We start from the raw sequence: 11,338 nt of genomic DNA, 5'->3' as shown, positions 1-11,338 counted from the left end.
CGAGCGCTCGTGTCCCCGCCCCCGCCGCGGGCATGCTGGCCGTCAGGACCAGTGTGAGGAGAGAGATGCCGCGTTCCGCCCTGCTGTGGGCCGTGATCCTGATCGCCGGAGGCGTCGCCGCCGTGGCCGTGTGCGTGCTCACCGCGCCCGCGGTCGCGCCCGGCGCGCCGAAGGACGTCCTGGACTCCCCGGCGCTTGTGCCGGCCTTCGCCGCGCTGGCGGTCCTGGCCGGGCTGGCCGCGTGGGCCGTCCCGCATCCGTTGTGGGGGGCCGTCGCCGCCGCGCCGTTCTTCGTGCACTTCGCCGCCGGGGTGGTGAGCGAGCTGCGCGGGGGCGGGCAGGGGTTGTGGCCGGTCGGGCTGATGTTCCTGATCGGCCTGACGTTGCTGCCCCTGGCCGCCTCGCTCGTCACGTCGCTGATCGCCAGATCGCGCTGAGCCCCACGGCGACCGTACTGCGTACGGTACGATCGCCTACCCGCTCCCCATTTGATGTGACAAGAAGGGATTCCGTGGCCATCAGCGCCAAGTCCGACGCCGTACGCACCCGATCCGCCGATCACACCGCCGCCGACAGCCACGACGTCATCCAGGTCCGCGGCGCCCGCGAGAACAACCTCACCGGCGTCGACCTCGACCTGCCCAAGCGCCGCCTCACCGTGTTCACCGGCGTGTCCGGCTCGGGGAAGTCCTCGCTCGTCTTCGACACGATCGCCGCGGAGTCCCGGCGGCTGATCGACGAGACGTACACCACGTTCGTCCAGAACTTCATGCCGAGCCTGGCCCGTCCCGACGTGGACTCGCTGCGGAACCTCAGCGCGGCGATCATCGTGGACCAGGAGCGGATGGGCGCCAACGCCCGCTCGACCGTGGGGACCGCCACCGACACCTACACGATGCTCCGGATCCTGTTCAGCCGGCTGGGCTCCCCCCAGGTGGGGCCGCCGTTCGCGTTCAGCTTCAACCGCGCCGAGGGCATGTGCCCCGAGTGCGAGGGGCTCGGCAAGGTCGCCGGCGTCGACGTCGACGAGCTGGTGGACCGGGACAAGTCGCTGAACGAGGGCGCCATCAAGGTCCCCGGGTACGCGGTGGACACCTGGTACTGGCAGATCATGGTCGGCTCGGGCCTGTACGACCCCGACACCAAGCTGCGCGACTTCACCCCCGAGCAGTGGGCGGACCTGCTCGACAAGCCCGCCACGAAGATCAAGTACGGCACCAGCAACTTCACCTACGAAGGGCTGGTCACCAAGGTCAAGCGCCAGTACCTGGCCAAGGACCGCGAGTCGATGCAGCCGCAGGCGCGCGCCTTCGCCGACCGGGCGCTCAAGCTGACCGGCTGCACCGCCTGCGGCGGCTCGCGCCTGAACGAGGCCGCCCGGTCCTCCCGCATCGACGGCCGCAACATCGCCGACTGCTCGGCCATGCAGATCAACGACCTGGCCGAGTTCGTCAAGGGCATCGGCGACCCGAGCGTCGGCCCGGTGCTCCAGGGGCTGCGCGACACGCTGGACTCGCTGGTCGAGATCGGCCTCGGCTACCTCAGCCTCGACCGCGAGTCCGGCACGCTGTCGGGCGGCGAGGCCCAGCGGGTGAAGATGGTGCGGCACCTCACCTCCAGCCTGACCGACGTCACCTACGTCTTCGACGAGCCGACGGCCGGGCTGCACCCGCACGACATCCAGCGGATGAACAACCTGCTGCTGCAGCTGCGCGACAAGGGCAACACCGTGCTCGTGGTCGAGCACAAGCCCGAGGTGATCGAGATCGCCGACCACATCGTGGACCTCGGTCCCGGCGCGGGCACCGGCGGCGGCCGCATCTGCTACGCCGGCGACCTCGACGGGCTGCCCGGCTCGGGCACCCTGACCGGCCGCTACCTCGGCCACCGGGCCGCGCTGCGCGCCTCCGTCCGCCCGGCGAAGGGGCAGCTGGAGGTGCGCGGCGCCACGCTGCACAACCTGCGCGGCGTCGACGTGGACATCCCGCTCGGGGTGCTCACCGTCGTCACGGGCGTGGCGGGCTCGGGCAAGAGCTCCCTCATCCACGGGTACGTGTCCGGCCGCGAGGGCGTGGTGGTCGCCGACCAGTCGCCGATCCGCGGGTCGCGGCGCAGCAACCCGGCCACGTACACGGGCGTGCTCGACCCCATCCGCACGGCGTTCGCCAAGGCCAACGGGGTCAAGCCGGCCCTGTTCAGCGCGAACTCCGAGGGCGCCTGCCCGGCCTGCAAGGGCATCGGCCTGATCTACACCGAGCTGGCGATGATGGCCGACGTGGCCTCGGTGTGCGAGGCGTGCGAGGGGCGCCGGTTCACGCCGGAGGTGCTGACGTACCGGCTGCGCGGCAAGAACATCAGCGAGGTGCTGGAGATGCCGGTGGCCGAGGCCCGCGCGTTCTTCCCGAGCGGCCAGGCCAGGACGATCCTCGACCGCCTCGACTCGGTCGGCCTGGGCTACCTCGGGCTCGGCCAGCCGCTCACCACGCTGTCGGGCGGCGAGCGCCAGCGGCTCAAGCTGGCCATCCACATGGCCAGGAACGGCACCACGTACGTGCTGGACGAGCCCACCACCGGCCTGCACCTGGCCGACGTGGACCAGCTCCTGGCCCTGCTCGACCGGCTGGTGGACGACGGCAACACGGTCATCGTCATCGAGCACCACCAGGCGGTGATGGCCCACGCCGACTGGATCATCGACCTGGGGCCCGGGGCGGGCCACGACGGCGGCCAGGTGGTGTTCACCGGCACCCCGGCCGAGCTGGTGGCGAGGGGCGACTCGCTCACCGCCGTGCACCTGCGCGACTACGTGGGACAGGCGTAGCGCGACGCCCCCCGGGCCACCGGGCTCGGGGGGCGCGGCGTCAGCCCTGCCTCAGACGGCCAGGCGGGCGAGGATGCGGGCGAACTCCGGCGGCGGGGCCACCACGAGCCTCGTCTGCCCCTGCTGCAACACGATGTCGGCCTTGATCAGCGTCAGCCGTCCCTGGTGCCACCAGTAGACCTGCGCGCTCAGCCCGCCGGTGCGGGCCGCGTGCACCCGCAGGCGTTCGATGGCGCGCACCACCCCGATGCCGTCCACCGGGCGCACCAGCACCGTGTACGGGTCCGGCAGCACCACCAGCACCCCGTCGGCGGGCACCGTGAGGTGGTCGCCGAGCCAGCGCAGGTGCGTGGCGGCCGACGGTTGGGCGCCGGTCAGCCGGGTCACCGGCGTGCCGCCCAGCTCGATGCGCTCGACCTGCAGCCGCTCGGCCCGCCGGACGTTCGCCACGGCCAGGTCGAGCGCCTGAGCCGTCGGGACGGGCCAGCAGCCGGCCTCCTCGGGCCGCACCAGGCGGGAGCCGACGGTCAGCAGCTCCACCAGGTCGGCGTTGAGGTGCCGCCCCACCACCCGGGTCAGGTCGGGGACCTCGTCCACCGCCTCGACCCGGGTGCGCAGCAGGGGCGCGGCCTGGTCGAGGTCGCAGGCGTCGTAACGCTCGTCGGCGGTGGCCAGGGCGTGCGCGAGGTGCTCGGAGACCAGCACCGGCCAGTCCTCCCTGGCCCGGCGCCCGGCCTCGCGGCGCAGCCCGGTCAGCCTCACCACCAGCTCCGCGACGCCGTCGCCGCGCAGGGTCAGCGACGCGCCGTCGCGGGCGAACTCGCACACGAACCCCAGGGACTCCGCGACGAGGCCGAGCAGCGAGTCGAGGTCGACGTCCTCGATCGGCCGGCGGGAGGGCTCCCGGTCACGCCTGAAGAAGCTCACACACCGTCCCCTCTGTCGGATTCGTCCCTTTAGGTGTCTTCCTACCTTGCCTGCTCGCCGTCGCGGAACGGACCAGCCAGGGAGCACGATTCGGTATCGATAACCCCAAGCTCCCCCAGCCACACGCTCATCTGTGGTGACCCGTGCCCCACCGGAAGCCCGGCCACCACGGGCACCCCGAGCGGCGCGAGCCGGTCGGCCAGCACCGGGTACGGATCGCCACAGTCCACCCACGACCCGAGCGCGATCCCCCGCACGCCGTCGAACGCCCCGGCCTGCAGCAGCTGCGTCAGCATCCGGTCGATCCGGTACGGCTCCTCCCCGATGTCCTCCAGCAGCACCAGCTTGCCGTCGAAGGAGGGCTGGTACCGGGTGCCGCACATCGAGGCCAGCAGCGACAGGTTGCCCCCGGTGAGCACGCCCTCGGCCCGTCCGGGCACCAGCACCCGGTCGCCCCGCACGGTCGCGCTCTCCCCGGCCAGCGCCGCCCACAGGCTCTCCCACGAACGCGGCTCGGGGCCCTGGTCGGCGGCGATCGTGTCGCAGGCCGTCATCGGCCCGTGCAGCGTGGGCACGCCCAGCTCGATCGCGAAGGCGTTGTGCAGGGCCGTGATGTCGCTCGACCCGACCAGCACCTTGGGCCCGGCCGCGCGCATGGCGTCCCAGTCGAGCAGGCCGAGCAGCCGGGCCGCGCCGTAGCCGCCCCGGCCGCAGAACACCACCGACACGGCCGGGTCGCACCAGGCGGCCTGGAGGTCGGCGGCGCGGGCGGCGTCCTGGCCGGCCAGATAGTCGAGATCCTGGCGGTCGAGCGCGTGCGCCCCCGCCACCACCTTCAGCCCGAGGGCCTCCAACCGCTCGACGCCGCGCTGGAACAGCACGGGTGAGGGCGGCCCCGACGGCATGACGATCGCGACGGTGTCACCTTGCTGCATCGGTCAACTCCTGCACGCCTGGGAGCGCCGGGGCCCGGGTAAGCACCGAAACGCTGATTGGCTCGTTCACCTGCCAAACGGTGTCACACTTGTGGTCCAGTATGCGACTTCCGCCCCACATCCTCGTGGTCAACGGCATCAAGGTCCGCAGGCCCGTCTTCCTGCTCGGCGCCCCGCACTCCGGCGCGGACCTGCTGGCCCGCGCCCTCAAACGCTCCCCCGGCTTCCACGTCACGACGGGCCGCGCGAGCGTGGCGCACGTCGTGTACGCCTTCGCCCGCAAACCGTCCATCGGCCGCACGTCGGGCGCGGTCCGCGTGCTGCGCGACGCGCTGGCCGAGTCCTGGCAGGTCTCCCCGCGCTCGTGCGGGCAGTGCGCCGAGCCGTGCCGGGAGGCGGGCGGCGTGACCGGCAGCGGACCGTGCGTGGAGCCCGGCGAGGTGACGCGGTTCGGCGACGGCAGCCCCGACCTGCTCTACAGCGCGCCCGTGCTGCTGCAGGCGTTCCCCGACGCCCGGTTCGTCCAGCTCATCAGGGACGGCAGGGACGCCGTCGCCGGCATGCTCGCCGACCCGGCCTGCCTGGCCTGGTTCAAGCCCGCGATGCTCTCCGACAGCACCGAGTTCCCCAACGCCTTCCTCGGCGTCAACAAGGACGAGCACCTCGACCGGTGGAAGGGCATGCCCGCGGCGGGCAAGGCGGCGCTGCGCTGGCGCAGCGCCGTGCGGCTGAACGCCGAGCTGCGCCGGGAGCTGCCCGAGCGGCAGCTGCTCACCATCCGCTACGAGGACCTGGCGCTCAAGCCCGCCGACACGCTCGCCGCGCTCACCGAGTTCCTGGAGACGCGGGTGTCCAAGATCGCGCTGTACGGCTCGCGCGTCCCCGAGGTCGGCGCCTGGCGGGCCCGGCTGCGGCCGGCCGACCTGGAGCTGGTGGAGAAGGTCGCCCGGCAGGAGCTCACCCGGCTGGGCTATCTCCCGAGCTGAACTGGGTGCGGTAGAGCTCGGCGTAGTGGCCGCCGCGCGCCAGCAGCTCCTCGTGCCGGCCCCGCTCGGCCACGCGCCCGTCGTGCACGACCAGGATCTCGTCGGCCTCCCTGATCGTGGACAGCCGGTGGGCGATGACCAGCGACGTACGGCCGTGCAGGGCCGTCTTGAGCGCGAGCTGCACGGCCGCCTCGGACTCGGAGTCGAGGTGCGCGGTCGCCTCGTCGAGCACGACCACGCGCGGCGCCTTCAGCAGCAGCCTGGCCAGCGCGAGCCGCTGCTTCTCGCCGCCGGACAGCCGGTAGCCGCGGTCGCCGACGACGGTGTCGAGCCCGTCGGGCAGCCCCTCGACCAGGTCGCCGATCTGCGCGGCCCGCAGCGCGTCGCGGATCTCCTCCTCGCTCGCGCCGGGCCTGGCGTAACGGAGGTTGGCCCCGATCGTGTCGTGGAACAGGTGGGCGTCCTGCATGACGACGCCGACGGTGTCGCGCAGCGAGTCGAGCGTGGCCTCGCGCACGTCGAGCCCGTTGATCCGGACGGCCCCCTCGTTGACGTCGTAGAGCCGGGAGAGCAGGGAGGTGATGGTGGTCTTGCCCGCGCCGGAGTGGCCGACCAGCGCGATCATCTCGCCGGGCCGGGCGGTGAAGGAGACGCCCTTCAGCACCTCCTGCGACGGGCCACCGGAGTCCTGGCGGGCCACCGACTCCAGGGAGGCCAGCGAGACCTCCTCGGCCGCCGGGTAGCGGAAGCGCACGTCGTCGAACTCGATGGTGACCGGGCCCTCGGGCACCGGACGCGCGCCGGGCCGCTCGGCGACCATCGGCTTGAGGTCGAGGATCTCGAAGACGCGGTCGAAGCTGACCAGCGCCGTCATCACGTCGACGTGCACGTTGGACAGGGACGTCAGCGGGCCGTACAGGCGCATCAGCAGGGCGGTCAGGGCCACCAGCGTGCCCAGCTCGAAGGCGCCGCCGACGGCGAGCACGCCGCCGATGCCGTAGACCAGCGCGGTGGCCAGCGCCGCGACCAGGCCGAGCGCGACCCGGAAGACCGTGCCGTACATGCCGACGGTCACGCCGACGTCGCGGACGCGCCCGGCCCGGGCGGCGTAGGTGGCCGCGTCGTCCTCGGGCCGGCCGTAGAGCTTGGCGACCATCGCGCCGGCCACGTTGAAGCGCTCGGTGGTGACCGAGCTCATCTCGGCGTCGAGCTGCATCTGCTCGCGGGTCAGCGCGGACATGCGCCGGCCGACGTACTTGGCGGGCACGATGAAGATCGGCAGCAGCACCAGCGCGACCAGCGTGACCTGCCACGACAGCGCCAGCATCGCGCCCAGCACCAGGACCAGGCTGACCACGTTGGACACCACGGACGACAGCGTGCTGGTCAGCGCCCGCTGGGCGCCGATCACGTCGCTGTTGAGCCGGCTGACCAGCGCGCCGGTCTGCGCCCGCATGAAGAAGGCCACCGGCATGCGCTGCACGTGGTCGAAGACCTCGGTGCGCAGGTCGTAGATGAGCCCCTCGCCGATGCGCGCGGAGAACCAGCGCTGCGCCAGCGTCAGCGCGGCGTCGAGGACGGCGAGCGCGGCGATGGCCACGGCCAGGCCGATCACCACGTCGGTGCGGCCGGTCATGATGCCGTCGTCGATGATCGCCTTCATCAGCAGCGGGTTGGCCACCACGATCACCGCCCCGGCCACCACGAGCAGCAGGAACGCCGCGATCTTCCTGAGGTGCGGGCGCGCGTGCCTGCCGATGCGCCGGACCGTGCCCGGCGCGATGCGCTGCTTGGTCACCGAGCCGTCGCGGCGCAGTGACATCCAGACCTGAGGGCCGAAGCCCCCTCCCATCATCGCCATACGGGGGATCCCTCCTCCTCCCCCGGATTCAGCGTCGCGAGGACCTCCGGCGATTCCGCGATCCGCTCACGGCGAACCGGAGCCCCGCCTCCGGCCGGCCGTCCTAACGCGGGCCGAACAGGGCCTTGATGCGCTTGGCCTGCTCTCTGCCCTCGGCCGCACTCTGCTCCTCCAGGGTGCGCGCCCGCGCCCCCTGGAGGAGGCGCTTCGTCGCCGCCGCCGCGTCCCGGTTCGTCGACAGCAGCTCCGCAATCTTGTTCTGTACGGTCTTGTCCAGGTCGCCCCCGGCGACCACCTGCTCCGCGAGGCCGATGCGCATGGCCTCCTCGGCGTACACGTTCCTGGCGGTCAGGCAGATGTCGATCGCCTTGGCCAGTCCGACCAGCTCGACCAGCGGTTTGGTCCCCGTCAGATCCGGGACCAGGCCCAGTGCGGGCTCTTTCATGCAGAAGGTGATGTCGTCGGCCACGATGCGCAGGTCACAGGCGAGCGCGAGCTGGAACCCCGCGCCGATCGCGTGCCCCTGCACGGCGGCGATGGAGACGATCTCCGGGCGGCGCAGCCACAGGAAACCGTCCTGTGCCTGACGTATGCGCTGCTCGAAGGCCTCGCCGTCGGTTGCGGCGGCCGAGCTGAACGAGCCCTGTCCGGGCACTCCCTCCGGTGTGAACATCCGCAGGTCGATTCCTGCTGAGAAGGACGGTCCCTCACCTTTCACGACGACGACGCGCACCTGTTCGGGAAGGCTCTCCCCGATGCGAGCCAACGCCGACCATGTCGCGAACGTCTGGGCGTTGCGCTTTTCCGGCCGGTCCAGCGTGATCGTCGCTATCTCACCGTCCACCTCATGGCGAAGCCCGATCTCCGCCAGCCTTTCGGCAGAGACGTCCTCCGCGTTCCCCCCGCGCTGTGGTGCCTGTGCTTCCGCCATCGCCTGCTCCCTGTGTCCGGTCGCGCACGGGGTGCGCCACCAAGGCTGACCGTCGCGCCCGAGCTTACAGAATATGATTCTGGCTCGGGCGCGACAGCGGCTGACTAGGGACGGGCGGCTGCGGTCGCACGTTCCGAGACAGCCGTCAGCGCTTGGTCTTGCCTCGGGTCGCCCCGCCGCGCCCGCGCAGAGTCACACCGGACTCGCTAAGGATGCGGTGGATGAACCCGTAAGACCGACCGGTCGAAGCGGCCAGGGCGCGGATGCTCTCGCCCTGTGCGTAGCGCTTCTTGAGATCGCCGGCCAGTTTTTCCCGGTCGGCCCCGGTGACCCGGGTGCCCTTCTTCAGTGTCTCGGCCACGAGTACCTCCTGTAGTGCCGGACTTCCGCAGCGTTACTCCGCCATGATCAGTCATTTCAGCGGGATCGGCTACCTACTCCACGGGAAAAGATCCGTACCCACTCAAATTAAGATCAGGCAAGTGCCACAAGATCGGAAAATTCGTCGCTCCACGCGTCTTCAGTTCCGTCAGGCAGCAAGATCACCCTATCCGGTGACAAGGCGTCAACGGCACCCTCGTCATGGGTGACGAGGACGATTGCTCCTGAATACGACCTCAGAGCGTTGAGAACCTGCTCGCGGCTGACCGGATCGAGGTTGTTCGTGGGCTCGTCGAGCAGCAGGACGTTGGCGCTCGACAGCACCAGGATCGCCAGCGCGAGCCGGGTCTTCTCGCCGCCGGACAGGACGCCGGCGGGCTTGTCGACGTCGTCGCCGGAGAACAGGAACGAGCCGAGGACCTTGCGCAGCTCGGTGTCGGTGAACTCGCCGCCCGCCGAGCGCATGTTCTCCAGGAGCGTGCGGGAGGGGTCGAGGGTCTCGTGCTCCTGGGCGTAGTAGCCGACCTTCAGGCCGTGGCCGGGCCGCAGCTCGCCGGTGTCGGGGGACTCGATGCCGCCGAGTATGCGCAGCAGCGTGGTCTTGCCGGCGCCGTTGAGGCCGAGGATGACGACCCTGTGACCTCGGTCGATGGCCACGTTGACGTCGGTGAACACCTCCAGGGAGCCGTAGGACTTCGACAGGCCCTCGGCCATGAGCGGCGTGCGGCCGCACGGCAGCGGCTCGGGGAAGCGCAGACGGGCGACCTTGTCGCTCTGGCGCTCCTCCTCGGTGCCGGCCAGCAGGCGGTGGGCGCGGCGCATCATGTCCTGGGCCGCCTTGGCCTTGGTGGCCTTGGCGCGCATCTTGTCGGCCTGGGCCAGCAGCGCGCCCGCCTGCTTCTCGGCGTTGGCGCGCTCGCGCTTCCTGCGCTTCTCGTCGGTCTCGCGCTGGGCCAGGTAGGCCTTCCAGCCGACGTTGTAGTGGTCGATCACCGAACGGTTGGCGTCGAGGTGGAGGACCTTGTTGACCGTGGCTTCAAGAAGGCCGACGTCGTGGCTGATGATCACCAAGCCACCTTGATGAGAGCGCAAAAAATCACGAAGCCACCCGATTGAGTCCGCATCTAGGTGGTTTGTCGGCTCGTCGAGAAGGAGAGTTTCCGCTCCGCTGAAAAGAATTCGCGCCAATTCCACGCGGCGCCGCTGACCGCCGGAAAGCGTTTGCAACGTCTGGCCGAGGACCCGGTCGGGCAGGCCGAGGCTGGAGGCGATGGAGGCGGCCTCGGACTCGGCCGCGTAGCCGCCGAGCACGTGCATCTGGTCTTCGAGCCTGCCGTACCGCTTGACGGCCTTCTCGCGGGTGCGCTCGTCGGCGGAGGACATGCCGATCTCGGCCTCGCGCAGCTTGCGCAGGACCTCGTCGAGGCCGCGCGCGGACAGGATGCGGTCGCGGGCCAGCACCTGGAGGTCGCCCGTACGGGGGTCCTGGGGCAGGTAGCCGATGCTGCCGGAGGAGGTGACCGAGCCCGCGGCGGGCAGCGCCTCCCCCGCGAGCACCTTGGTCAGGGTGGTCTTGCCCGCGCCGTTGCGGCCGACCAGACCTATCTTGTCGCCGGGGTTGACCCGGAAGGAGGCGTTCTCGATGAGCAGGCGCGCGCCCGCGCGCAGCTCGATGTCACTGGCGATGATCATATTGGCGGACACTCCCGAGCTAGGAAACGAGGATTGGGCGTGCGACCGCCGGTCAATCGGGAGTATGCATACAGATCAGTGTAGGGCCCCCGTGCCAGGCGCTACCTCTGCTTATAGGGGCTCCAGGTGCCCTGCGGTACGCGTGGGACAGGGGCTGTCAGGCCGGCAGCGCGGTCGCGGCGCCGGCGGCCATCCCGTCGAGCATGAGGTGCAGGTACCTCTCCGGACGGGCGGCCACGGGGGCGGGCAGCCCGTCAGGGTGGCAGGTGAAGACGTTGAGCAGGCCGACGACGTCCTCCCAGGTCACGTCGGGACGCATGCCGCCCTCCGCCTGGGCCCGGCGGACGAGCCCCTGGAGCAGCGCCAGCCAGCGTTCCTTGCTCTCGGCGAACTCCGCCGTGCCCGCGATGGCCTCCTCCGGCAGGTGGGCCAGCGCGGCGGCCAGCGCGACGCGGCCGGGGGCGGCGGCCCACAGCACGAAGCCGCGCAGCGCGCTCCAGGCGTCCCGCTCGCCGTCGACGGCGTGCTCCAGGGCCTCGGCCAGCGACTGGACGTAATGCTCGCCCAGCGCGGCGATGAGCGCCTCACGGTCGGGGAAGCGGCGGTAGAGGGTGCCGACGCCGACGCCGGCCTGCCGCGCGATGAGCTCCATGGGCGCGTTGACGCCGCGCTCGGCCATCACCCTGGCGGCCGCGTCGAGGATCTTGACCAGGTTCCTTCTGGCGTCCGCGCGCACGTCCCGACCTCCTAAGTGGACGAATTGTTTCCGCTTAGTGTAGCGTCCATGAAAGCGGACGAAGAGAT

10 protein-coding genes are annotated in these 11,338 nt (G+C 71.2%); 3 read left to right on the top strand and 7 right to left on the bottom strand.

What is annotated here, in order from left to right:
• Positions 1 to 65 precede the first annotated feature (65 nt).
• Both ACFYUV_RS43545 and ACFYUV_RS43540 read left to right on the top strand, forming a co-directional pair.
• Entirely contained in the window at positions 66 to 437 is a 372-nt protein-coding gene (locus ACFYUV_RS43545) for a hypothetical protein (RefSeq protein WP_387680043.1), read from the top strand.
• A gap of 74 nt (positions 438 to 511) precedes the next feature.
• Positions 512 to 2,821, top strand: coding sequence for an ATP-binding cassette domain-containing protein (locus tag ACFYUV_RS43540; RefSeq protein WP_387680040.1), 2,310 nt, complete (start codon positions 512 to 514; stop codon positions 2,819 to 2,821).
• Between the two features lie 51 nt (positions 2,822 to 2,872).
• Here the strand turns inward: ACFYUV_RS43540 and ACFYUV_RS43535 are convergent, their stop codons facing one another.
• Together ACFYUV_RS43535 and ACFYUV_RS43530 are read right to left on the bottom strand one after the other, a co-directional pair.
• Positions 2,873 to 3,748, bottom strand: coding sequence for a hypothetical protein (locus tag ACFYUV_RS43535; RefSeq protein ID WP_387680037.1), 876 nt, complete (start codon positions 3,746 to 3,748; stop codon positions 2,873 to 2,875).
• Positions 3,749 to 3,789: 41 nt separating this feature from the next.
• Positions 3,790 to 4,683, bottom strand: a complete 894-nt coding sequence (locus ACFYUV_RS43530; protein ID WP_387680034.1) for an LD-carboxypeptidase — start codon at positions 4,681 to 4,683, stop codon at positions 3,790 to 3,792.
• Positions 4,684 to 4,784: 101 nt separating this feature from the next.
• Here ACFYUV_RS43530 and ACFYUV_RS43525 point away from each other — a divergent pair, with 101 nt between their 5' ends.
• Positions 4,785 to 5,669, top strand: coding sequence for a sulfotransferase family protein (locus tag ACFYUV_RS43525; protein ID WP_387680032.1), 885 nt, complete (start codon positions 4,785 to 4,787; stop codon positions 5,667 to 5,669).
• On the opposite strand, the gene ACFYUV_RS43520 is transcribed toward ACFYUV_RS43525, so the two are convergent.
• The 5 genes from ACFYUV_RS43520 to ACFYUV_RS43500 form a co-directional block, all read right to left on the bottom strand.
• Positions 5,641 to 7,530 carry an ABC transporter ATP-binding protein gene (locus tag ACFYUV_RS43520; protein WP_387680029.1) on the bottom strand — a complete coding sequence of 630 codons (1,890 nt, stop codon included), beginning with the start codon at positions 7,528 to 7,530 and terminating at the stop codon, positions 5,641 to 5,643. The two genes, ACFYUV_RS43525 and ACFYUV_RS43520, sit on opposite strands and share 29 nt — an antisense overlap.
• 103 nt (positions 7,531 to 7,633) lie before the next feature.
• Positions 7,634 to 8,461 carry an enoyl-CoA hydratase/isomerase family protein gene (locus ACFYUV_RS43515; RefSeq protein WP_387680027.1) on the bottom strand — a complete coding sequence of 276 codons (828 nt, stop codon included), beginning with the start codon at positions 8,459 to 8,461 and terminating at the stop codon, positions 7,634 to 7,636.
• A gap of 145 nt (positions 8,462 to 8,606) precedes the next feature.
• Positions 8,607 to 8,822, bottom strand: coding sequence for a helix-turn-helix domain-containing protein (locus ACFYUV_RS43510; RefSeq protein WP_352363545.1), 216 nt, complete (start codon positions 8,820 to 8,822; stop codon positions 8,607 to 8,609).
• A gap of 113 nt (positions 8,823 to 8,935) precedes the next feature.
• Positions 8,936 to 10,534, bottom strand: coding sequence for an ABC-F family ATP-binding cassette domain-containing protein (locus ACFYUV_RS43505; protein ID WP_358300088.1), 1,599 nt, complete (start codon positions 10,532 to 10,534; stop codon positions 8,936 to 8,938).
• Between the two features lie 157 nt (positions 10,535 to 10,691).
• Entirely contained in the window at positions 10,692 to 11,270 is a 579-nt protein-coding gene (locus tag ACFYUV_RS43500) for a TetR/AcrR family transcriptional regulator (RefSeq protein ID WP_387680022.1), read from the bottom strand.
• Positions 11,271 to 11,338 lie beyond the last annotated feature (68 nt).

The organism is Nonomuraea sp. NPDC003560 (assembly GCF_042878785.1).
Taxonomy (GTDB): Bacteria; Actinomycetota; Actinomycetes; order Streptosporangiales; family Streptosporangiaceae; genus Nonomuraea.
The sequence above is the reverse complement of the archived record's forward strand: the minus strand, read 5'-3'. Positions and strand labels throughout refer to the sequence as shown.

Bases quoted from the DNA above. Each gene is read 5' to 3' on its own strand.
- ACFYUV_RS43505 (WP_358300088.1), bottom strand. From the start codon at position 10,534: ATGATCATCGCCAGTGACATCGAGCTGCGCGCGGGCGCGCGCCTGCTC.
- ACFYUV_RS43545 (WP_387680043.1), top strand. From the start codon at position 66: ATGCCGCGTTCCGCCCTGCTGTGGGCCGTGATCCTGATCGCCGGAGGC.
- ACFYUV_RS43515 (WP_387680027.1), bottom strand. From the start codon at position 8,461: ATGGCGGAAGCACAGGCACCACAGCGCGGGGGGAACGCGGAGGACGTC.
- ACFYUV_RS43520 (WP_387680029.1), bottom strand. From the start codon at position 7,530: ATGGCGATGATGGGAGGGGGCTTCGGCCCTCAGGTCTGGATGTCACTG.
- ACFYUV_RS43525 (WP_387680032.1), top strand. From the start codon at position 4,785: ATGCGACTTCCGCCCCACATCCTCGTGGTCAACGGCATCAAGGTCCGC.
- ACFYUV_RS43530 (WP_387680034.1), bottom strand. From the start codon at position 4,683: ATGCAGCAAGGTGACACCGTCGCGATCGTCATGCCGTCGGGGCCGCCC.